A 23,769-nucleotide genomic window follows, 5' to 3' on the forward strand; every position below is an offset into this window, starting at 1 on the left:
TTGGGAAAATTAATCAGGTAACATGCATATTCCCAATACAATATTAAATGTTATTGGAATTTTTATAATGACTCCATCATGGGATGGTATCATTTCCATATGAATTAAAAGCAAATTCAAATAATGAAAAACCAAAAATTACTTTTTATCCTATTGCTCTTTTGGGGCAATATGATACTTTACGCACAGTGCAGCGTAAATGCGGGAGGAAATGCTACGATATGTGGCACATCCTACACCCTACAGGGCAACTCCGCCAGTACGAGCGGAAATCCCGTCTGGACAATCGTATCCAAACCCTCAGGCGCACCTGATCCGGTGATCAGTAATATTAATTCTTTAACACCCGTTGTTACAGGAATGACCTATCCCGGAAATTATGTATTTCAAGTTTCACAGAACTGCAGTCCATCCGGGACAGTAACTTCACAGGTAACCCTTACGGCACCGGGAGCAACTACAGGCTTTACAGCAGGGCCTGATATTACTGGTATACCTGCAACCACAGGAGTAGCTGCACTTAATGCTACTATACCTGCAGGATATACCGCTTCATGGACGTATTATAACATTCTCGATAAAGAACGTTATAATGATACTACGACGACTAATGCTACCATGTCTAATACCAATACGGCAAATCCAACACTCACTCTTATAAAAAAAGCAAATCATGATACAGATCCTGCTTATCGTGCAGTGTTAAGAATTACTTCTATTAATAATCCTAGTTGTTGGTATGAAGATGATGCTATAGTTAGATTTGTTCCCAACCAGAATCTCATATTTAATGCAACATACAGCCATTGTTACTCTTCAACAAATAATGATCGTTATATCGGTTTAGCTTCCAACTCTCCTGTATTTGCAACTAGCTATCCTAATGTTTCTGGTAATCCATCTTTTGGTACAACAGTATCTATTAATCCGATAAGCCAGCCTATTGGCGGAAATATTTCCTTTAAAGAAATAACAGGAACTAATCTATACTTCAATGGAGTAAATGCAATAGGAACCTATGTATTCACTATCACTATTACCAATTCTAACGGCACCTATACCACCCCTCAAATTACCTACACCTATAATGGTACATCACCTAATCAGGTAAGCTTTTTAGACTCTGCATACCCTAATCAGATGCAAGCATATTCCTCCGGGAGTAGTGGAGGTGCAGTCTATTGTAATATGGTTGGTTCTAATACCCCTATCTCTTTTTATTTTAAGATCGATCCTACCAACTTACCAACTATTATCACAAAAGTAACGATAAGTGGTACAATTCCATCTGGTGGCGCTCCAGGAATAGTGGAAAACGGAGCAGGAACACTGAACAGAAGTGCTACATTAACGCCTCCCGCAGGCGGATGGAGAGCAGGCACTTATCGATTTTCCATAAGCACTACTTCAGGAGCCTGCAATATATCTCAAAGTTATTATCTTCATATATCTGATGGATCTCGTCCTAATGTTGACGTAAATGACATGACAATATGTTATTCCGGTTCTGGTACCACATCTGCTACCGTAGCACTCCCTTCTGTTTATCAGGAAATTGCTGCAAATCCTAGTTACTTCCAGAATTTTAGTGGGAGATATGATTTTACACTGATCTCTAAGCCTTCAGGTGCAGCCGATCCTGTTTACGAATCAACAAACCTTAGGAAATTTACCAATACTTCTACAACTATTAGTAACTTAAATAAAGAAGGAGAATATGTTTTCAAAATAAAAGCAGTTCCAGATGCGGGGGGTGTAGATCCAAGATTTATTAGCTTAGAATATGCCTGTTCGGGAACATCTTTGGAAGATACATTTTCGATATTTGTATCCCAGCAAGTAGGTGCTAATGCAGGATCTGCCCAAATATTAGTAGGATCCGCCCAAACGACTCTTAATGGAAATAATCCAGGGATAACCTCTACAGGAGTCTGGACTTTGGTATCAAAGCCAGCCGGAGCAGCCAATCCTGTCATTGTAACACCAACAGCCTACAATACGAATGTTACAGGACTAAATCATGCAGGAACTTATAATTTTCGCTGGACAGTTACTACCGGTACTTGTGTGAGCACCAGTGACGCTTCTGTTAATGTTACTGCACTATCACCCGGAGGAGTAAATGCCGCTGTATGGTATAAAGCAGATGCCGCTGTGTATTCTGATCCTGGTACAACTGTAGCAGCAGACAATTCTGCCATTCAGCAGTGGAATGATCAGATGGGTACAGGATATCATCTTGTTCAGGCTACAGCTGCACAGAAACCTATCTTCTCCAACCAGAGCACATTGGCTAACTTCAACCCAACTGTGACTTTTATCTCAGTAGGGCATACAACAGGACAGGGAGGCTTTATGGCCGCAGACCCTGGTGCAGGAAACGCTATTATCAACCGTGCACAGGGAAGCATCTATATTGCCGGTAAAATGAATACCCTTGGTGCTGCAGGATTAGCAGGTTTTGATCAGTCAATGGATTATCCGGGTCTGCATATTTCTAATAATGCAACTACAGACAAACTGTTATTTTACACAGCAGGAAGTGGCTACACTACATTATCCACCAATTTGTTTGCAGCGAAAAAGCCCTTCGTAGCAGGTTCTTCATGGCTGAATGCAGCAGGAGCTACAGCAGCATACTCACTTGCTAAAGCATGGTTAGACGGCAACGAATATGTTTATAATAATACGGATATTAACGTCAATGCAACTGATAATGCAACAACCCGTGTTTTCAGAATAGGACGTGATACCAATTGGGGAAGTCATGACGGGCAGATCAATGAGATTATTGTATTTGCAACACCTCTTACGGCATCAGAAAAAGCACGTGTAGACTCTTATCTTTCTGTTAAATGGGGAACAACTCTTACAGGAGATTATGTAAATTCTACAAATAATATTATCTGGAATAATACCGTAGCTTATCAGAATAATATGATAGGGATCGGAAGAGATAATCTTTCTACTTTATATCAAAAACAATCACGAAGCGAAAACCCTAATCAAAAATTGATCATAGGTGCAGGAAGCTCACTCGCTAATACTAATGCTGCCAATGCAAACATCCTTACAGAAGGACAATTTCTTTTAACGGGTGACAATGGTTTGAAACAAACGCTAACTACTCCCCTTTCTTATACAGCAGGTTCTAACGGCGTAACCAACTACCGTTTTGAATCTATCTGGAAAGTACAAAATACAAATACTGTAGGAACGGTTACGGTAGCATGGCCTAAAAGCGTAAGCAATCTATACTTAGTACAATCATCTGATGCTGTCTTTGATGGTACAGATACCTTTACTCCTATGGTAACAGAAGTTACTATCAATGGTGTAGTATATAACACAACGAATGTAACCTTAACCAATGGACAATTCTTCACCTTTGCAGGTTTTGCACAAGCACCAGGAGGAGTTATGGGTGCTGATTTCTGGGTAAAATCAGACGATGCGGGAGTAATTGCCACGGCATGGAAGGATAATTCTATAAATGAAGACAATATCCCGAACGTGGGAGGGGTAACTTTATCGGCAGCGGACAGAAGTCATAATTTCTATCCATATACCACAGGATATACTTCCGCCAAGTATTTCCATAATAACAATTCAGCAATGAATCCGTTGGGCAATGTAGAATTGGCTAATACCAATACTTCTATTTTCTCGGCACTGAGACCAGCTGACTCCTCAGCCGGACGTATCATAGGTATAGATAATGATGCTGCCTACGCTGCAGAACCGGGAGTTTCCATTACAGCAGCCGGAAATCCTAGGCAATATGAGTTTTTTAATACAACCACATCATCCGATTTCTCTACACCGTTCAATATTGGACAGTCTAATGTATTTTCAGCATTGGCCAATAATACCATTGCAAACGGAGGGACTTCCAGTATCGCCGGAGGAGAAAAAAGATTGGGACTCAATGGTTCTTATCAGGTCTTTTCAGGTTTTGCTGCATCTAATAAATTCCAGATCTATGGGACAAACCTAAGATTAGGTTATGCTATATGGGATGTTAACGGTGCTTTCCCGGGTGATCTTATGGAAATTGTATGGTATAATCGTGTCCTTACGGCCGATGAGCAATCCAGGGTGAATTCCTATCTTGCTATTAAGAACGGGGTGACTGCTACGGAAGATTATCTTACTGCAAGCAGTAGCATTGTATGGAGCATAAACAACAACACAGGCTACAACAATAATATATTTGGTCTGGCAAGAGATAATTCCTCAGCATTGCACCAAAAACAGGCAACCAGTACAGCAACAGGCCAGAAGCTTGTTATTGGTAATGGAACCTCTTTATTGGATTCCAATGCCACCAATCCCAACAACCTTACAGAGGGTCAATTCCTTTTAACAGGTGATAACGGTCTGAAACAGAGCCTAGCTACTCCACTTACTTATACAGCTGGTTCTAACGGAACAACCAACTACCGCTTTGAATCCATTTGGAAAGTACAGAATACAAATAGTGTAGGAACTGTAACACTAGCATGGCCTAAGGGGGTAAAAAATCTGTATTTGGTACAGTCTCCGGATGCCGTTTTTGATGGAACGGATACTTTTACACCCATGATAACGGAAGTTACCATCAATGGCGTAGTATATAACACAACCACTGCAACATTAGCGAACGGGCAATTCTTCACATTTGCCGGTTTCGGAAATGCTCCCGGAGGAGTTGCTACCAATCTTTCTTACTGGTACAGAGCCGATAAAAACGCAGTGAATACCGGAGCAACAACAGATGTAACAGGGTGGACGGATATGTGGAACGGAACAACAGTTTCACAAAGAGTGACCAATGCACTTCCTAAATATGCTGCAGGTACATCAAGTTACTTCAACTTCAATCCGGGAATTAACTTTACAGCTATTAATCAGACATTAGGTAATATAGATACACAAACATTTACGAACACGAGTAATGATGTATTTACGGTTACCAAAGAAGGCATGACCGCACCAGGTAGCCCGAACCCTCACTTCCTGAGTGTAGGAATGGATAATATCAATACCACTATTAGCAATTGGGACTACATGGGAATATACCCTACTACCAATGTCATAGAAAGAAGAGTTGTAGGCGGTGGAACACAAATGGTTAACTCTGGCTTACTTTATTCTGCTACCATTCCGAGTATTATGTATAATACCTTTACCAATACTGCATTGGCAAGAGGGCTTAACGGTGCAGCTAATGCAACTACAGCAAATTATACAGCAGTAGGCTTAGGTTTAGGAGGTCATGTATTTGGAGATACCCGTTGGACAGGCAGCGGAAGTGACAACGGAGGTTTTATTGGTAGTCTCGGTGAAACTATTATTTATGGAGCAGGTAACTTAACAGCTCTAGAACGAAGAAGAGTGGATTCATACTTAGCGATAAAGTATGGGATAACTTTAGGTCGTGTCAATACAGACCATTACCTGGATACTGACGGAAATATAGTATGGAACGGAGCAGCCAACACCATTTATAACAATAATATTTTTGGTGTATCAAGAGATGATATTGAAGTCTTTGAACAGAAAGTATCAAAAAGTATAAATCCAGGAACAATACTTACCCTTGCTACTACCAACGATTTTGTAAATCCAAATCAGGATGCAACACGTACCGGGTTTGTAAACGACAAAACATATTTCCTTTTGGGTGATAACGCGAATACAATTGCTACTCCAGTAGATCTTACAATAGGAACACATACTTATAAGAGAATTCAAAGAATATGGATGGCACAGGAGAAAAAAGCAGATGCAGGTGCATTATTCTTCGAAGCAGATCTTACATCGTATAACAGTGGTACATTTAATACGACTTCGGGTATGATGGTAATGCTGATAGCAGATGATGCGGCTTTTACTACTAACGTTACCGTAGTTAATCCTACATCTAACGCTGCTTCAAAATGGGTATACAACCAAAATGTAGCAGAAGGTAAATTCGTCACATTTGCGATGGATCCTTGCTATGGACCAGATTCCGATGGTGATGGTATTGCTGACATGTGTGATCTGGATAGTGATAATGATGGTATTTTGAATACCAATGAAGGGTATATATGTGACAAAGCCTCCATCCCGGCATCTGTATTAACCACGGATCATGTCATGAACTACAACTTTACCGATTTTAACGGTATTAAAGGTTTTGATTTTAAATTATCATCAACAGCTGTTGCTCAACGTTGGGCTTCTCCTGTCGCTCAGTTTAACATGAGTGGTGTAGACCCGAGAGTCAATAACAATAAGGTAACCTATGAATTCGATCTGCCGGTAGATAATTTTAAATTTTGGGTAGCAGATTTAGATGGTCTTGAGAAGGTAAATATTAATTTATACGATCAGGCTGGTAACAGAATTTCCAATCTTTTACCATATGCTACTGTAAAAACAGAAGTTGTAGCTGGCAGCACAACCTTTACAACAGATGCAACGTATGGTGTTAAAATAGCTACGACCCGTAATAGTGATGCGGTTTCCAATCTCAATTATGTAGAAATCTCCGTTCCGGGAATACAAATAAGCAAAGTGGAAGCTACTTTTACGGGTTCCAACGGTACTACGCCGGAATATCATATCGCTAATATCTGTGCCAAAAGAGATACAGATGGTGATAAAATACCAGACTATCTAGATCTTGATAGTGATGGTGACGGCTGTCCTGATGCAAGAGAAGGAACAGGAGGTTTTAATACAATTAACCTTGTCAACTCCTCTTTACCAGGTGGAAATACCGGACCTACTTATACAGGAACAGCAGGACCTGTCAACCAAAACCTCGGTAACACAGTGGGTAGTACCGCTACAACACTAGGAATACCTACCATTGCAGGAACCGGACAGGCTATAGGAAGCTCTCAAGACGCTACCATCAATGCTTGCATCGCACCATTCTGCTATAAACCAGGAATTACAACCGGTACCCCTTTAGACACCAAAGTTGGTATCACTGCCCTTAGCAGAGCCGGAGCGCAACAAGATAACTGGCCGATGATCAGAAAAGGAGGCTGGATAGCATTGGAAGCAAAAACTAAAGGTTTCGTTCCTAATAGAGTTGCTTTCAACGCTGGTAATCCTGTAGGCATCAATCCTTCCAACTTTGTAGAGGGCATGATGCTGTATGATTCAACCAACAAATGTATGAAGATGTATACCTTAAAAGAAGGTGATACTTCTATGGCATGGCACTGTATCACTACACAAACCTGCCCGGATTAATAAAGCTTAATTAAAGTTAGTAGCCGGCAGTAGATAATCAGAGCTATTGTCGGTTTACTAACTATTAAGAAATATTTGAAAATAAAATCAGAGATGATTTCACTGAATCAACAAATCTATTTCATGAACACAAAATGTAATAAAATGATTAAAAACAATATAAAAACAGCATTATCATCTTTATTGATGCTGGCTGCCGGCACAACAAAAGCTCAAGTTGCAGTCGGGAAACAGAATATTACCAATGCATCTGTTTCTTTGGAATTTGCGAATACTGAAAACAGAGGATTGATCCTTCCCTACATAACAGATAAAAGCAATATTACTGTAGAAGGAAGTACGATCTACGACACAACAGATCATAAAGTAAAATACCTGAAAGCTTCAGGCGTATGGGCTAACCTTAGTGAGGATGATGGTACAGCGGCCACAACAGGAACTGCAGATCTTTCTATACAGGGATTAGATAAAACAGAGCAATCCAAAGCAAAAACAACAATCGGAGCTAATGGAGCAACTGATGATACCACAGCCGGAATACTGGTTTTAACAGATTCTAATAAAGCAATGATTCTTCCCAAGGTAAGCAGCCCACACCTCAATATCATCAATCCGGCACCGGGAATGATGGTATACGATACCACAAAAAAACAGCTTGCGGTATACAATGGTAAAGTATGGTCTTTCTGGAAACCTTAAAACTATTCTCATATTATAACTTTTCAAATTCACAAATAAAAAATTAAAACTATGGTACACATTACATCATTTAAAAACAGACAAAACCACAATAATGCGATGAATGCTCAATGCTCTTTAACCGGGTGGAAAAAGTTTTCACAGGGAGAAACTTTCAGTGTAGCCTTAAAAGAGGATGGAACACTTTGGATGTGGGGACAGAATATCAATAGTATTCTGGGAAATGGCTCCGGAACAGTGACCATTGTACAGCATCCTACCCAGATAGGAACAGATAATGACTGGACTGACATATCCGTGGGCCGCTGGTTTGTTTTGGCAAAAAAATCCAACAACAACCTTTACGGATGGGGAGACAATCAATTCGGTAATTTAGGAAATGGAAACAATACAGCTCAATATTCTCCCATAATGATTGCCCAAAATGTAAAGTCATTTTCAGCAGGTTATCATCACTCAATGATTGTAAAAACAGATGGTACAATGTGGGGAACAGGGTATAATGAGTGGGGAAACCTGGGTAATGGAACACTTGTTGGCTATTATAATATATGGCAGCAAGAAGCATCTCTTTCTACAGATTGGGACAAAGCATCTGCGGGATATTATAACTCATTCGGGATCAAAACCAACGGAACTCTTTGGTCTTGCGGAGCCAATGTACAAGGACAAACAGGTACCGGCGTTACAGCTGGAGCAGCATCTAATTTTGCTCAAATAGGAACTGATACAAACTGGAAAGATGTTTCTTGTGGAGTTTATCACGTTTTAGGACTTAAAACTACAGGAAAACTTTGGGGATGGGGATCCAGCGCTAATGGAAGATTAGGAATAGCAGGGGCCGGAGCTCAGTTTTTCTATACACCACAGGCAGTTGAACCTACTTTTAATTATAAACAAATTGCTACTTCCTGGGATGCTTCAGCTATTATTAAAAATGATAATAGTATGTATGCATTTGGAGTCAATCATAACGGAATCACCGGAGGGACTACTGCAGACACTTATAATTTAGCACCACAACAAATCGGAACCGATAAAAACTGGAAAACATTGGCACTCCGTGTTGGAGCTTTTCATTTTGGAGCCGTTAAGAAGGATACTTCATTAAGGTCTTGGGGAGCAGATAACCTTTATCAGTTAGGTAATGGCGATGGTGTATCAGCAGATAGCAAAGTTCCTACCCAGGTTGTTTGCTCTGCGGTTCTGAATACCAATGAAACAGATACTAAAGAAAGTAAAATCAGCCTCTACCCTAACCCCGCTAAAGATATTGTGCATGTAAAATATCCGGGAAACCTACAGCAAGTCAAAATCTACAATTCAAATGGCTTACTAGTAAAATTGATCTCCAATGTTGATCATCAATCCACTATCAATATTTCCGATCTGCCAGCAGGTATTTATTTTATACATGCCAATAACGAAGCTCAAAGCTTCAAACTCATAAAAAAATAAACCATTCATTATCAGACAACATGACAGCTTCTGGAATCAGAAGCTGTTTATGATTCATAAACACAATATCAATAAAAAAAATTCATTATGCAAAAAAATGATTTACAAAACAAGGTTGTATTAATTGCCGGAGGTGCAAAAATTTAGGAGGACTTCTAAGCAGAAACTTTGCTGCAAAAGGCGCAAAATTGTCTATCCATTACAATAGCGATGCTACAAAACCTGATGCAGAAAAAACATTGGAAGAAGTAAAAGCATTGGGAGCTGAAGCATTCATCTTTCAGGAGGATTTAACCAAAATAGAAAATATTACCCGCTTTTTTGATGAAACGATTTCAAAATTCGGAGGAATAGATATTGCCATCAATACAGTAGGAATGGTACTAAAGAAGCCTTTTGTAGATACCACAGAAGCAGAATATGACAGCATGAGCAATATCAATTCAAAAGTGGCCTATTTCTTTATTCAGGAAGCAGGTAAAAAACTGAATGATAATGGAAAAATCTGTACTATTGTAACGTCTTTACTTGCAGCGTATACCGGATTTTATTCCACTTATGAGGGGATGAAAGCGCCTATTGAGCATTTTACAAGAGCAGCTTCTAAAGAGTTTGGAGAGCGTGGTATATCTGTAACAGCTGTTGCGCCGGGCCCAATGGATACACCATTTTTCTATGGGCAGGAAAGTGATGATGCAGTAGCCTATCATAAATCTGCATCAGCATTAGGCGGGCTTACCGATATTAAAGATATCGCTCCTCTTGTTGAGTTTCTGGTTTCTGATGGTTGGTGGATTACCGGACAGACTATTTTCGCCAATGGCCGTTATACCACAAGATAAGTACTAATTGATTACCCAGTTTCTTACACAAAATAAAAATAGCTGCAATTGAAATATTGTAACTTATCCACTATACAAATAAATTATATCAAAAAGGGAGGAGACTACAAGTAGTCTCCTCCTTATCCGGTAAATTTTATAATCCCTCAGTTTACCGGATGTAAATATGGAATGTATGTTCATTATCAACAATAATCGTTAATCTAATTTTAGTTGATTGGAAGGGATATCCGAATCGATATTGTATATTAATTTATTTTTACATTTTTGCCGGAGAAATCATACATTCTCCCACTGTTAAGTTTCACATGAGTTTCACATTGAAGCCTCCGTCACTGTTATAGGTATGCGTTACAGATTTAACAGTTGCGGTACTTTGGTTTTCACCTTCAAATTCCTAATTTATAGAACTTACTGTTTTACCGCTGCTGTAATTATGGAAAAACTACTTTTTTATTATTATCTGGATCTGGATCTGATTTAAGAGATACTGAAATAGACTCTCCCAAGCAATCCGCATCATTTTCATTTTCATCTTCATCTTCAAATAACAATTCCCAATACCGAAACAAGATTTAGTACGCGCTTCATAATCCAAATTTTATTTTTTAAATGTTTTGGTCATGTAAGTCTTATCAGAATAAACGATTCCGGTAAAATATATTCCGGATGGAAGACTACTGATGTTCATGCTGTTCTTAACTGGCTTTGAAAAAGATAAGATCAATGTCCCACGGATATCAAAAATTTTCACTTCCTCAATTTTTTCGTAGGAGCTTACAGGTTCCAGATTCAATACGTTGTCTGATACTATGAATGACAATTTGTCCTGAACAGCGGATTTTGCCTCCGTACAATTTACGCCTTCATTGCAGCTGCTTACAAGCTTCCATACCATATTTTGGCCAGGTATTTCTCCCGTGTTGGCATACCACTGATTCTCCCATATTTTACAGGCATAGAAAACTTTTGTTCCGGAAGTAGCATAGGCCTTTGCAGGGTTGTATTCCTGGGATCCGCAGTACGTTACAGGCTGGGTGTTTTGACAGTCCGGACCTTCAGTACATACACTAACTTCTTCCCAAACGAGATTGACACCCGGAACTTCATTGGGATTGGCATACCATTTATTTTTCCAGATTCTGCACTGGTAAAAAACATGGGTATTGGCTGTAGGATAGGCATTGGAGGCATTATAAACCTCAGAACCGCAATATATATGTCCTGTTTCTGTATTTTGATTGGTTTTTACCGATAGTTCATTACTCGGGTCAGAACTTATGTTGTTCTGGGAAATAGCTTTCACGGTAAACTTATACTGGGTGTCGGCAGACAATCCTGTCACATCATACTGTGTCGTCGTGGTTTGAGCTACCTTTACGCCATGCTGGAAGATCTCATAATGCTGGATACCTTGCGAATGGGTGGAAGGCCCCCACATCAGTGAAGCTGAATGGGTCGTTGTTCCCATAGAATGGAGATGTGCGGGAGCAGTTGGTTTTTCTATTGTGTTGGCGGCAGATGTCTGTATGTTTAATGCTGCACTTTGTGCGGAAGTAAGCCCTGAAGCTGATTTTGCCTGTACTTTATAAGAATATGCAGTATTGGGAGTAAGTCCCTGATCCTGGAAAACTGCACCACTCACCTCCTGAACCTGCTGGCTGTTTTTGAAAACAATATACGATGCCGCATCCGGCTGGGCTGTCCATGTAATCTGAGCGGTAGTACCTGTTATATTATGGGCAGCTAAACCTGTAGGAGTAGCGGGAGCTGTGGGATTTACTACTGACGTGCCTACATTGACATCAATAACGTTATAGAAGGCATTCACTGTATCTTCAATATCCCAAACAGCTAAGATAATGTGATACCCCTGCCGGTTTTGAGGCACTGTGATTTGGTGTGGTGTATTATCAGTAGGAGGTAAAGCGTTACCATTAACGGTCCCGATAAGCTCAAGATCTGCACGTTTAAGTGGCTGATTGGGGTTCCATCCCGTCTTGGTCATGTAATAATGCCATTTTGTTGTGGAGTGATAGGCTGTATATTTCCACATAAATGAATTTACCCCTGTTGAGATGTTGGTTTTTTTCCAGCGGTCAGCAGTTTGTAAATCCAATACGGTATCACCCATAATACCGTTTGCGGATGCTATTTTTCCGTCAGCCGGTCCTCCAAGCGGAAACCCTTTCAGGTATTCCAGGGATTGAGGCTCATTAATAACCGTGCCATACTTTGCATAAGCGGCGGAATATCCCAGGATCCCTTTGTCCAGACTTCCCTGGTAATTTCTCGATGCCGGGCTCATCACGTATCCATGAGCCAGAATGTAGGAAGTGGAAATCATCAGAATTCCAATTACCTTAACCAAAAATAAAAATTTGTTTTTAATCATATAATAATATTTTAATATGTGTCTATTTAAAAGAATGGCTTCCCCAACTGGTGTATATATGTTTTTCCAAACCGAGACCGTTTGGATGAAGTCTGATATCTTGCCCATTATCTCACAGAAACCGCAATAAAGCAATATATATTTGTTATTTCGCACATCCGGATCCTAAACCAATAGATGAAAGTTTTGGAGAAATGGCCGAACAATATATACAGTAAATGCGATAAAAAGCCATTTGTTGTATAGAGGTAATTTGGGCTTAATGTGATATCTGTACAAGCTTAATTGGCTTTACACCACCATCTGCCAAACTATCTAATTGTGATGAAAAATTTAAAAAATGTGCGGTTTGAACATGCACTTCAAAAGCATGCTGATTGACAAATGTTTCCCTCATGTAAAAAGTTCCAGGCACGTCTTCATCCTCAAAAAGAATGTATTCCAAACAGCCCTCTTCTATACGGGTCGGGTTTATCAATTTTAAAAGTTCCTGTTTTAGTGCCTCAGCTTTGCCTGTTTTTGCCTTGATAATGGCGATAGATATAAAAAGTTTTTCCATTATATTTTAATATTAGAATACATGTCTAGTATTTTAGTAATTGTTGCTTAAAAATTATACTGTACTCCCGCACTTGCAATCCCTTTATAACCTATACCCAGTTCGAGTATTCCCTTAAAATCTGTTCCGTATTCCAAACCCAGAGGACTGAACTGAAAGTTGAAATGGTTGTAATTGGCATTGTCCTCAATAGTAGGGTTGGTATCATAGCTCGCATTGCCAAACGTGTAACCCACACCTACTAGGCCATAAATATTAAATTGGGGATTGTTGGTGTATTTATACTTTCCTTCCCCCGCCACAGTAATGGCTGTAATAGATTTTTTGCTCTCTTTCTTATTGGTGGATCTGTTTACGATATCCGCATCAAGCCTGTCGAAGACTGCGCTTGCACCTAACATCAGTCTACCGTTGTTAACAGGCATATAGTACGAAAGTGCCAAGGCACCTAACGAACGAATATTTTTCACATCGTGGCTTTGTAATGGAGAGGAAAGAGCTTCGGTAATTCCCGATACAATTTGATCGTTGCTTAATATACCATAACTAACACTAAAAGCATGTTTTTTTTGACCAAAAGCCTTTTGTGAGGCAAATATGGTAATAATAGCAAATAAAAAATTTATGTTTTTCATTATATTTGTTTAATGTTTCTGTTTTGATTATAAATTGTTTAAAATTGATCCTATTGTCCTTTTAAAAAAAAACACCTCCATTATCCATGTAGAACAGCCGTCTTTTTTCTTTTCTTATTTAATTTCCTATCTTTCTTTACTCTGTAAAATATACCCTCAAAAACGATCATTTCTCCATCCGACTAATTATACAAAATCACCTTTTTTACTCAGTTTTTTTACAATGCTTTGTCCCTGAGAAATACCATAGTGCATTCCCTCCATAACCGAATAATGGTAGATAGAGTCCATGTTTTGTTCCGATCCATATATGCTGAAGAAACAGAGTGTCAGGTCTATTTTATCATATTTCTTATAACTATGATTTAAAAAGATTTAGTAGAGCAAAATTGCACTATTATAATATATTCCTATGGTATTATTACAGCATTAAATTGTACAAATAGGCCATTCAATAGAATGTTTATTCATTATTGTGTACCTTAATTTAAACTTTTGTAGATAGAAATTAAAGGGGAAAATTTTATCAACATTTTGAAATGGTATATAAACGCCCGGATGAATATCCTAAGGAAGAACTTAGGCATCTGTTTTTTGAATTGGCTTTGATCATTTCTGGAAGGACTTGTCATATATTAATAATAACAAGATGGAGTATCGTGCAGGACATATGTTTCTGATTACTCCTGATAACTGCCATTCCCGGGAAATAACAATTGAATTATTCTTCTTACTTTTTACAGATATCTATATCACGAGTGCAGGTTTTCGTTTGAATGATATCAGAAGGCTGGAATTTATTTTGGAAAACGCTAGCCATCATCCGGACTGCATACTTAAAAATTTTTGTAACGGGCCCATGTGCGTTATCTGATGGAAGCGCTGATTGCAGGGCCAGTCAACCGTGACCTCTATAATCACGAACTGATTTTCAGCATGGTCGATGCCTTTATTGTAATTGTGGCAAGTAAGATAGCCAAATGTATACCTTGATCGGTTAAAAAGTTTACCGATAGCCGCGCTACGGATATGCTCAATTATATTCAAGCCAATATCTATGGTACTGCAAAACTAAGAATGGTAGAATTTGGACGGAACTATAATATGTCCGAACATTATATCAGCAAATATTTAAAAATGCACAACGGGAGAGCATTAAAAAGTACATAACTAACATTCGGCTATAACTTATCGAAGCCACGCTGCGTTTCATTAACCGGCACCTGGGCGAAATTCATGACGAGCTTGGTTTTGCAGATGGGAGCCGTTTTTATAAGTTTTTAAGAAAGCTTCGGGAGAAGTCTACATTATGTAGCTATTCCTATTTTGTTTCTCAGAAAATAAAAATTCAAACAGTTCGCTATCTGATTTCAATTTATAAATTTACTCAACAAATTACTTATATTTTATATTACCCCTGTAAATATTCTATTTTGAAAGTTCTGGGGCTTTTACCTTTTTGCACTTTAAAAAACTTGTTAAGATGACTATCATCTGTGAAACCAAATTCATCTGCTATTTCGCTAATACGCATATCACTGTGCTTTAACCTGTGCTCAATTAAAGTTGCTTTATAATTATTGATATAGGACTGTAATGTCTCTCCACAATGTTTTTTAAAGTATTTTCCAAGATAATTCTCTGATAATCCAAACATATTACTGATCTTTTCAACTCTAATCATCTCAGGATCATAGATATTGGCTTGAATATAATTTAGAATATTGATAATCCGTGATTCAGAAGTTTCCCCAATTTTCTGTGGGAGATATTTAATAATATTTCGAGCTACAAGAGCTATAAGACTATTTACCAATAAAGCAGTAATATCATTATGATAAAAGTCTCTATTAACCCCTTCACGTATAAGTGCTTCAACAATTGGACGAATTAACATTTTGTCTGTTTGATTTTTGATAATACAGCCCGGTTTATGATTGGCATTTTCAAGGATAAATTCCAGACGTTTTATATTCTCTCTCGAAATAATACTATCTTTTAAATAAATATCACTAAACTGTAGAAAAAAAAACTCAGTTGTGCTATCAATCCAAAACTGACTACAATCCTTAGGAGTGAGCAGAAACATATGATTATTATGATATGAAAAACTATGCTTGTTTATGCAATGTGTTCCTGTTCCTGATAAAATAAAAACCAGCTCGAAGAAATTTTTTCGACTTTCTTTATCTGGAAAAACATCCATCGTCTCAAAATGAATACTATAAGGCTTGTATAGAACATCTCTATTCATCATATGATAATTTGTTTTATAAGCAAAAAACACAAAATTCAAACGGCTATGTACTATATATATTAACAAAATATCAGTATAATTTTGCTTAAACATGAGGTTTAACAATGACAAAAAATATCTCATATTAGTTCTGACTTTAGGTGATCGTGTCATAATTTCTTAAGCTTCCGTTTTTCTGATATTTGGAGCAGGAACCTCTACTTAAAAATATATCGTACTGTCGTATCAATTTATGGCTCAGTGCACTACATATATAATTTATTGTAAAAATTAGAATTTATTACGTGTTATTCCCATATTTCTGTTGACACTCTGCATTTCCTTTTGTGCCTTGGATTGTGGAGCTTTAGCATCTCGTTTTATATTAGGATCAGGGCTATTTAATGGCTTCGTAAAAACTGTTAATCCAGATTCATTAGTATTTTTTATCACAGATTTTCTAAGTTCAAGACTGTGATCAGTCCCAACATTCCTTACTATGGAATCAAAAGATAATTTTTGGCCTTTCTCCATTCCAATCTTTATCATATTTTCGGTAATATCTTCTCTCACTTTTTTTCTTGTACTCCCTGTTAATATTTCAATATTCTGTTCCAAATCATCTTCAATACCATTATTTTTTTCTTGTTGTTTCATCTGCTCCTTTTTTGAGAATTTTTCTTCCTTTAACTCTCGGATAATCTCAGTAAATATTTCAGCCTTTGTTTCAGTATTCTCTTTATTATAATTGTTTTCAGCCTTTGTTTTATTATAATTGTGCGCTACTTTAGCACCTATCGCAGCAATGCCGGCTATTGCAGAAATTGCCATAATAGCTATTCCCAATGGTGGGAAAAGTAATGCAAGTGCGAATCCTGCAACTAGCCCAATCGCAGTAGATTTTAAAGCTTTTTTAATAAAAGAACCGTTTTCCATGATAGCATCGAGGAAACGTAAACCTTTTCCTTTCTGGGGATTTTCTCTTTGAGAGCTGCTTGTCTTTCCGTTTTTATTTATAAAATCGGTATTCTCTTGCCAATCTGTCTGTTTTGCATTAGAATTAGTTTTTTTCATTTTCTCCAAACGTTCGTGTAATTCTTCGGTTTCTTTTTGAGGCATGTTATATATATTAAAGTTTTAAAGAACTGTTATATGATATTAGTTTCAGGATTTTTCTAAGTTATATATCCTCTCAACTATGGCTTGTCCCTTGCTGAAAAGAGTAGCCAGATAATGGGTAAACTCTAAAGTTTATATGATTGTTTTTTCAGTTAATAATTATAAAAGTTTACAACGTTATTACTGTATACCGCAAATTTCTCAATCTTACCTTCTGCTGTAGGCAAAAATAGAATCACAGGTTTTGCGTTCTTTCCTGTTTCTACAGCATCCTTCAAAAGATTTCTGAGCCATGCAAGAGAAGGTATTTGTTGTGAATAAACCATCTCAAACAATAAAACTTCCTTAAAAAATAAATCTATCATTATTGCATTGAAACTATTATACATCACCTACTACTCAGATACGCCCAACTCATAAATAACTCATTAACAATTGATTAAAAATCAATCACATCTGAGGTGATTTAACATAATTTTCTCTATGGAATCGAAAATGTGCCAGATAACTGTAGAAAAGGAAGAAGGAAATTATCAATATCCTAAGCTGAACTTTTTCAACCTATCAATGATATGGCCATTAAAAGATTCAACTCACTGATGCCATCAAATAAAAAAGCCACCTGACAAAGTCGGGCAGCTATTCCAAATTTTTATGATTACGAATAATCCCCCAAATTATCCTGTCCAAAATTCCTGTATATAAAAAAGAAATCCAAAAATGAACACTCTACTTGTATACTACAGCAAAAATTAAAGACGATAACTGATCAATAATAAAAAATGCCAGTCAATTAAAATTTAACTCCCTTAAAAAGAATTACCATGTAACGCTTAAATTCCAAGTATACTTAATGTTTAACATAATAGCTTTGTAAACTATAATTAACCTATTTAAATGAATCTACCAGACCGATTCCGTTTACCTTTAAAGGCTGGTATGAAACGTCTTAGTGTTAGGCTTTTCTTGTTGTATGCCTTTTTGTTGCTCCTGTTTTAGGGCTTTAGAAGCAAGAATCGCCTTTTCGTTTGCCTCCACAGTAGGTGTCGTAAATTTACTAAGAGCTGATTGATCATTTGAACGAGTAAGTGGAATCTTTACTTCTTTTTCAAAAACTTCAGCCTCAACGAGTGCATCTTGTGCTTTCTGTATAAAATCAGGACTGGGGGAAACAGAAAAGCCTTGAATGAGATGAGAAGCTATAGTTAAAGCAATACTTCTATGAGCTGCCTGAGTTGGGTGTGCTCCATCTGATGTAGCTACAAACCCCAAGTTACTGGCTGTTATATTATCCAATAATTTTCTAAATGTACTATTGTCGTTCCTAAATACACCGTCTTTATTTTCTCTCAACAAAGAAGCAACCGTATCGTATAACGCTGTATTTGCAACATTTAAATTATCCTCCAACTGTTTAGGAAGATTGTTTGCAAATACTTTATCAAGCTCTACCCGAAGTTTCGCAATATCTTCTTGATGTTTTTCGGGTTTTATTTGTTGATAGTACTTGGCTACAAAATCGATCTGGCTAGGATAGGTTCCGCTAACCATCAATGCATTTTTGATCGCCTTTATGCTTGGAAGTTTTTCAGCTGATGTCTTAGGATCCGCCATTTTCTTTATGATTAAATCTCCAACTTCCTTATGAAGTATAATCTCATTATCACTTTTAAGTGCTTTATCTAAAAGCGGTTGAATTTCAGCGAATACTTCTTTACCTCCTTTAGTATCTTTATATATGCCTTCAAATTCTTTTAGTGTATTGGCCAGCGAAGTATCCGTACTGTTTTCTGATTTTTCAAATTCTACTTTTCTTCCGTGGCGCTGTGCAGCTTTTATAAGACGTAAATGATATAAATTGGTTTTAAGCGCCTTATACATATCCACAACCATCGTATCATCATATTTATCTGGAAATGCTTCTTTGAGGTGTTTGTTAAACTCCAAAGTAGCTTCCTGGGCTTTAAGTACTGTTGGATCGTTCTGGGATTTAGCATAACGTACAGCTTCTACCGGAGAAGGATTATTGATCACCATAAAATATGCTTTCCCCCCATCCTGAGCAACACGATCACGAATCTGATCAGTTAAATCTTTGACCTGAGCAACGATTGATTTCATTAATTCGGGGTCTTTACCGTCAGTAACAGTATCATTTAAACCAATCCAAACAATATGTAACGTATTTTTAGACTTAGATGTATCATGATCTAATTCTTTGAAATATTTTTCTTTCTGTTCTATCATGGTGGTCAGGCCTATTTTGTTGGCTAACTTTTCCCTTTCGTTAACTACTGCCCCACCTACCGCATAGTTTACGAAAGACAACCTGTTACCAGGGCTTCCATGAGTTGACTCTTTTAGAGACATATGCTTCTCCGTTAAAGCATTAGCCTGTTTCTTATCTTTACCATCTATTAAACTCTCACCACCAGACCATTCCCACATAAAATCAGCCCAATTTTTTGTGTCGCTAAAACGCCCCACAGAATTAACACGCATCGCACCAGTAGCCCTTGCTAACAGACCTGTTATGGTATTTTTTTTAATACCAAAATCCGACATACTATCTCCTAAAATGACTATTCTATCTATCATAATTAAAAAATTTAAAATATTTTATTGTTTTATCTTGTTATTTATACTCGAGTTAATACATTAATACCACATAAAAGCTGATTCAAAACTCATCCTTTATGAAAAACTTAAGGTAAAAGATTATACCTTTCAGTTAAGTTTCATTAGTTTTTTGCAATTTATTTTAACGCTAAAAAGAGCCCCTCAATTAAAACTAAATACATATCATTCAGACATGTTTTATTTAGACCTTAACTTTTAAAAATTTTTCCAGGTATACTTCTCAGAACAGATCCAGCCTTATTACTAAATTTATTCCCTGATTCGGGATCTACTAAAAGATTAGCGAATTGCGGAACTTTCAATACCATAAGGATCATTATAACCTGAAAAGCAATAGAAAGCAGGACATTAGTAAATTCTGTATTTCCAACAGGCAAAAGAACTATAATCACTTTTAAAATTGTTAATATGGGTTCCCATAGCAGTATAGACAGGAAGCCAAAGAACCATGACTTCAGAATTCTTTCATTAGAAACAATAAGTGAAAATGGTAAAACAAATATTCCCAAAACGTAATAAACAAATATCATCAATAATTGTCTTAATAATATATATCCTCCAACAACAGAAGCAATAAAATAAATAATGATATGAAAAAGTTCTAAAAAAGGATTGATCTGCAGAACATCATAAACTCCATTTCCATCTGCCCCTGTTCCCTGTACATGTGTCACTGCAGTTTGAAAGGCTTGCTCAAAATCACCTGGGCTTCTTCCTGTCACTTTATAGGCACCATGTTTTATTATATCTGATAAAATATTTACAGTATCAAATAATAATAATTTTACCAAAGGAATGTATAATGTGATAGCCATAAGAGTGAGAATGGGTCTTAAAAGAGTATCTCGTCCAATCTTTTCATCTGGATCAGACATTGCTTTCATTACTTTATACCCAACAAAAATAAAAGTAAATGTAACCGCTATGAGAAGAACGTACGGTCTCGACTCATTAATAAAGAGATCAAATCTGGTCTGAAGAATTGATCTATATTGATTTAATATTTCATCTATTGTCATTTAGCTTGTTTTTTTTAACCACCTATAACTTTTTCATTTTACAGATGCTATTATTTATTATTTAATTAAGACCTTATTAATGACCGATAAGGATTGTAGGTCTTTCTTTATAGAGAAAACAGTGGCTCGGATTTTCATAATCCTTATTAAAAGCTTTCCAAAAACAGTATACACCTGCCCCACACCTCCGGAAAGAATTCCTGATGCTAAATATCTGTAATAGTCAGATTGGGCTTCATCTAAATATCTGTTTTCTGTCTCAAGATCACCAGCTTTCTTGATCAAAGAATGTTTAAGAAATAATGGATTGAATTTTATAATGTCAATAACCTTTTTTATATCTTTTATATCTTTTTTGGTAGTTTCAATCGTAGCAATAGAAGCAGCAGCAAGTGCAAGGCTATTTATGTTTGCTACACTCTTTTTATCATCAATCTTTTTTTCCAGCTTTATAAGTTTTTCAATTAACTTATTTTGTTCGTCCTTTAGAGCAATTTCCCCTCCTAATCCTGCAATAGTTAAGGTTTTGGTTCCTGCAGCTACATAATCATTAATATCAAAAGCCCATGTCTGTGTATAAAAAACACTAAAGCTAAAAAGAAGCAGGAATGTGAATATCAGTTTAATATGTTTCATCTTCCAGCGTTACTCTTATTATTTTATCTAATGCCTGCTGAATGAAGCGCAGCCGTTCACCTTCAGGAATATAGTTGGTAGTATTCAGATAATTCGTAATGTTTTCTTTCTCTGAATCAAATTTCTTTGAGAATCTTCTTCTTACTAAAATATTTGAGACTTTACCACTTGAAAGAGGGGAAGTAGCCACTATCGGATATTTATCCTTTATATAATCATAACTTGTTTTGGACACGAATTTCAATACATCATCTTTTTTTGAAGTTAAATCAGATGATATACGGGTAAGTTCCTTATTAGGTTCAATGTAAATCTCTTTTGTTCTTGCAACAACAGCTGTTTTTGTTATAGCGTACCCTTGTAATTTTCGATGTGCTGAAACAATATCCTTATACAGCTCCTTTGATAGAAGGTCATTGGCTTGCCAGCTTAAATTGACATTAATGACGATCTGAGATTTGAGAAATACAGATAATAATAATGATACTGAAAAAAAAACCTTTGCACCGAATGCTTTGAAATCAATAAATATCATATTCATGACTTTAAAGTTTATATTAATTATTTAACAAATTGCTGAACTAATTTCCTCCTTAGATTACTCTCTTTTATATTCTCCTCTACTCTATCAAGTTCCCGATTAATAGCAGATAGTGATGTTCTCAAGTTTTCATACAGATTGAATTTTTCTCCCAAAATGGTATTAATTTCACCACTTAAGAAATTGGAAGACATATGCTCAATCTGGCTTTTTGCTGAAAGTAAATACACCCTGTTCTCTTTCTTTTTTGAATAAAACAGGAAAGAAAGGTTTTCATTATCTTGCGTAAGCCTGCGGGATCTGTCTTTGACATTATTGATAATATTATTTACCGTAGAAAGCCAAGCAAAACCACCATAATATTGAAGCCTTTTTCTATACTCTTTTAAAAAATCTTTGGTCCTTTTCTCAGTTGTTTTTTCTCTTCCTTCTAACGCCATATTAAGTCCAAGAGTTACACCTGAAAGTGTTCCTGAAGGAACGTCAGATATAGGGCCAATAGGGTTATTGGCAAACGGTTGAGAATAAGCTCTTATAAAAGCAAATAATAACAGTACTATTAGAAACCTATACATATCGGAGTAAGTTTATCGTTGCGTAGAAAACTAAAATATAATTTCAAGATTTTTTATCAATTGGATGAGATCCGGATTAGATTGTATGAGAAGTGCCAAAGCAGGTAAAGTCATGATACCAAAAACTTCCTTATCATTTTTAGAATATACTCTTACCAGCAGGTCACGAATTCTATAAATCTCCTGTCTTTCAGACGCTTTTATTTTTGAGGCATCAACATTTTGGAGGGAGAGAAGTACTAATTTATCTAATGCTAAAGATTGTAAATAATCATTCTTAACATTGGTGATATAAGGAAGTTTTTTAAACTTATTCAATATCACAGGTCCTACACCTAAAGCCCCGGTAGTTAAAGATTTAACAATAAAACTATTTTGCTTATCAAATTTATCTGACTTTTTATAATTCCTTTCTAAAAATTCTTCATCATTCTTAATCATTTCTTCCAGGTAATCGTTTTGGAGCTTTAGTTGCACAGCTCTTGAAGTGGTATGCACAAGAATTTCGGCAAGCTTTTTCCTTGTATCTGAATCTGTATTATTCAAATGTATGGCAACATGTACAAACTGCGCTGAAAATAGCTGAAATGTTAAAAAAAACAAGATGGGTAATGCTTTCATAATACTATTTGTTAAAACTTATTATAGATGAATACATGGTGAAGTTACTTAGGCACAAGACCTAATTTGTAGAAAAGATTACTTTGCTCCGCCTCATATTTCATTTCATCCAATTCCTTGGTCAGAAAATTTAAAGTACTTATAAATCCTTCATCCAGTTTTTCTCTGTTTCCGCGGTTAATCTTTATCCCTACCCCTACTATAAATACATCTTCTAATATGTTATTCGCCGCTTTAATATATGCCAGTTTCTTTCTGCACTTGCTTTTTTTAACAGGATTAAGGTAAGGATTGCAAACGGTGGAATAGCTGGCAAAGTTGATCAGGTTCTTTTTAGAAATCGTAGTCCTGGCTGAATTTTCAAATTCATTGATAGCATCAATTTGAACCAGCTCATCTAAGCTTTTCTTTGTCGCTTTTTCATAATCATTAGTAGCATTCTTCTCAAAAATTCTTGCCACTAAACCCGGGGGATCAAAGTAGGGTAATTGTCCCTTATACGGCAGTGAAAAAAACGGCAACAGCAGAATCAGATATTTCATATTTGGATACATTAAATAT

16 protein-coding genes and 1 pseudogene are annotated in these 23,769 nt (G+C 36.7%); 4 read left to right on the forward strand and 13 right to left on the reverse strand.

Translation table 11 applies throughout. The features are described from left to right. Window positions 1-123 precede the first annotated feature (123 nt). From LC419_RS00665 to LC419_RS00680, 4 genes and pseudogenes are all read left to right on the forward strand, one after another. Window positions 124-7,233 carry a hypothetical protein gene (locus LC419_RS00665; protein ID WP_223605523.1) on the forward strand — a complete coding sequence of 2,370 codons (7,110 nt, stop codon included), beginning with the start codon at window positions 124-126 and terminating at the stop codon, window positions 7,231-7,233. Window positions 7,234-7,377: 144 nt separating this feature from the next. Then, the gene (locus LC419_RS00670; RefSeq protein ID WP_223605524.1) at window positions 7,378-7,932 is read left to right on the forward strand and encodes a hypothetical protein; all 555 of its coding nucleotides are present in this window, start codon (window positions 7,378-7,380) and stop codon (window positions 7,930-7,932) included. A gap of 51 nt (window positions 7,933-7,983) precedes the next feature. After that, on the forward strand, window positions 7,984-9,390 hold the full coding sequence (locus tag LC419_RS00675) for a T9SS type A sorting domain-containing protein (protein WP_223605525.1): 1,407 nt from the start codon (window positions 7,984-7,986) through the stop codon (window positions 9,388-9,390). An 87-nt stretch (window positions 9,391-9,477) separates the two neighbouring features. Continuing rightward, a pseudogene (locus LC419_RS00680) lies at window positions 9,478-10,232 on the forward strand (SDR family oxidoreductase). 601 nt (window positions 10,233-10,833) lie between these two features. On the opposite strand, the gene LC419_RS00685 reads toward LC419_RS00680, so the two are convergent. From LC419_RS00685 to LC419_RS00745, 13 genes are all read right to left on the reverse strand, one after another. Next, the gene (locus LC419_RS00685; protein WP_223605526.1) at window positions 10,834-12,627 is read right to left on the reverse strand and encodes a lytic polysaccharide monooxygenase; all 1,794 of its coding nucleotides are present in this window, start codon (window positions 12,625-12,627) and stop codon (window positions 10,834-10,836) included. 259 nt (window positions 12,628-12,886) lie between these two features. Further along, window positions 12,887-13,186, reverse strand: a complete 300-nt coding sequence (locus LC419_RS00690; RefSeq protein ID WP_223605527.1) for a putative quinol monooxygenase — start codon at window positions 13,184-13,186, stop codon at window positions 12,887-12,889. 47 nt (window positions 13,187-13,233) lie between these two features. After that, complete coding sequence (locus LC419_RS00695) at window positions 13,234-13,656, reverse strand: hypothetical protein (RefSeq protein WP_223605528.1); 423 nt, start codon at window positions 13,654-13,656, stop codon at window positions 13,234-13,236. 1,576 nt (window positions 13,657-15,232) lie between these two features. Continuing rightward, the gene (locus LC419_RS00700; RefSeq protein ID WP_223605529.1) at window positions 15,233-16,078 is read right to left on the reverse strand and encodes an AraC family transcriptional regulator; all 846 of its coding nucleotides are present in this window, start codon (window positions 16,076-16,078) and stop codon (window positions 15,233-15,235) included. Between the two features lie 270 nt (window positions 16,079-16,348). Continuing rightward, the gene (locus LC419_RS00705) at window positions 16,349-17,176 is read right to left on the reverse strand and encodes a hypothetical protein (RefSeq protein ID WP_223605530.1); all 828 of its coding nucleotides are present in this window, start codon (window positions 17,174-17,176) and stop codon (window positions 16,349-16,351) included. A 152-nt stretch (window positions 17,177-17,328) separates the two neighbouring features. Further along, window positions 17,329-17,541 (reverse strand): hypothetical protein, encoded by a 213-nt coding sequence (locus tag LC419_RS00710; RefSeq protein ID WP_223605531.1) that lies wholly within the window; start codon window positions 17,539-17,541, stop codon window positions 17,329-17,331. A gap of 562 nt (window positions 17,542-18,103) precedes the next feature. Further along, the gene (locus tag LC419_RS00715) at window positions 18,104-19,774 is read right to left on the reverse strand and encodes an SGNH/GDSL hydrolase family protein (protein WP_223605532.1); all 1,671 of its coding nucleotides are present in this window, start codon (window positions 19,772-19,774) and stop codon (window positions 18,104-18,106) included. Between the two features lie 230 nt (window positions 19,775-20,004). Beyond that, window positions 20,005-20,835 carry a hypothetical protein gene (locus tag LC419_RS00720; protein ID WP_223605533.1) on the reverse strand — a complete coding sequence of 277 codons (831 nt, stop codon included), beginning with the start codon at window positions 20,833-20,835 and terminating at the stop codon, window positions 20,005-20,007. A 57-nt stretch (window positions 20,836-20,892) separates the two neighbouring features. After that, entirely contained in the window at window positions 20,893-21,471 is a 579-nt protein-coding gene (locus tag LC419_RS00725) for a hypothetical protein (protein ID WP_223605534.1), read from the reverse strand. Next, entirely contained in the window at window positions 21,458-22,012 is a 555-nt protein-coding gene (locus LC419_RS00730) for a hypothetical protein (protein ID WP_223605535.1), read from the reverse strand. The genes LC419_RS00725 and LC419_RS00730 overlap by 14 nt, the downstream gene beginning before the upstream one ends. A 20-nt stretch (window positions 22,013-22,032) precedes the next feature. Beyond that, window positions 22,033-22,587, reverse strand: a complete 555-nt coding sequence (locus tag LC419_RS00735; RefSeq protein WP_223605536.1) for a hypothetical protein — start codon at window positions 22,585-22,587, stop codon at window positions 22,033-22,035. Window positions 22,588-22,617: 30 nt separating this feature from the next. Next, complete coding sequence (locus tag LC419_RS00740; RefSeq protein ID WP_223605537.1) at window positions 22,618-23,208, reverse strand: hypothetical protein; 591 nt, start codon at window positions 23,206-23,208, stop codon at window positions 22,618-22,620. Between the two features lie 44 nt (window positions 23,209-23,252). Continuing rightward, on the reverse strand, window positions 23,253-23,750 hold the full coding sequence (locus LC419_RS00745) for a hypothetical protein (RefSeq protein ID WP_223605538.1): 498 nt from the start codon (window positions 23,748-23,750) through the stop codon (window positions 23,253-23,255). Window positions 23,751-23,769 lie beyond the last annotated feature (19 nt).

Origin of the sequence: Chryseobacterium sp. OSA05B, from assembly GCF_019970065.1 — a bacterium.
Lineage (GTDB): Bacteria > Bacteroidota > Bacteroidia > Flavobacteriales > Weeksellaceae > Chryseobacterium.

Coding starts and splice junctions, on each gene's coding strand:
- LC419_RS00730 (WP_223605535.1), bottom strand. CDS start 22,012: ATGAATATGATATTTATTGATTTCAAAGCATTCGGTGCAAAGGTTTTT.
- LC419_RS00725 (WP_223605534.1), bottom strand. CDS start 21,471: ATGAAACATATTAAACTGATATTCACATTCCTGCTTCTTTTTAGCTTT.
- LC419_RS00745 (WP_223605538.1), bottom strand. CDS start 23,750: ATGAAATATCTGATTCTGCTGTTGCCGTTTTTTTCACTGCCGTATAAG.
- LC419_RS00705 (WP_223605530.1), bottom strand. CDS start 17,176: ATGCCTCAAAAAGAAACCGAAGAATTACACGAACGTTTGGAGAAAATG.
- LC419_RS00720 (WP_223605533.1), bottom strand. CDS start 20,835: ATGACAATAGATGAAATATTAAATCAATATAGATCAATTCTTCAGACC.
- LC419_RS00665 (WP_223605523.1), top strand. CDS start 124: ATGAAAAACCAAAAATTACTTTTTATCCTATTGCTCTTTTGGGGCAAT.
- LC419_RS00685 (WP_223605526.1), bottom strand. CDS start 12,627: ATGATTAAAAACAAATTTTTATTTTTGGTTAAGGTAATTGGAATTCTG.
- LC419_RS00735 (WP_223605536.1), bottom strand. CDS start 22,587: ATGTATAGGTTTCTAATAGTACTGTTATTATTTGCTTTTATAAGAGCT.
- LC419_RS00715 (WP_223605532.1), bottom strand. CDS start 19,774: ATGATAGATAGAATAGTCATTTTAGGAGATAGTATGTCGGATTTTGGT.
- LC419_RS00690 (WP_223605527.1), bottom strand. CDS start 13,186: ATGGAAAAACTTTTTATATCTATCGCCATTATCAAGGCAAAAACAGGC.
- LC419_RS00740 (WP_223605537.1), bottom strand. CDS start 23,208: ATGAAAGCATTACCCATCTTGTTTTTTTTAACATTTCAGCTATTTTCA.
- LC419_RS00670 (WP_223605524.1), top strand. CDS start 7,378: ATGATTAAAAACAATATAAAAACAGCATTATCATCTTTATTGATGCTG.
- LC419_RS00675 (WP_223605525.1), top strand. CDS start 7,984: ATGGTACACATTACATCATTTAAAAACAGACAAAACCACAATAATGCG.
- LC419_RS00710 (WP_223605531.1), bottom strand. CDS start 17,541: ATGATAGATTTATTTTTTAAGGAAGTTTTATTGTTTGAGATGGTTTAT.
- LC419_RS00700 (WP_223605529.1), bottom strand. CDS start 16,078: ATGATGAATAGAGATGTTCTATACAAGCCTTATAGTATTCATTTTGAG.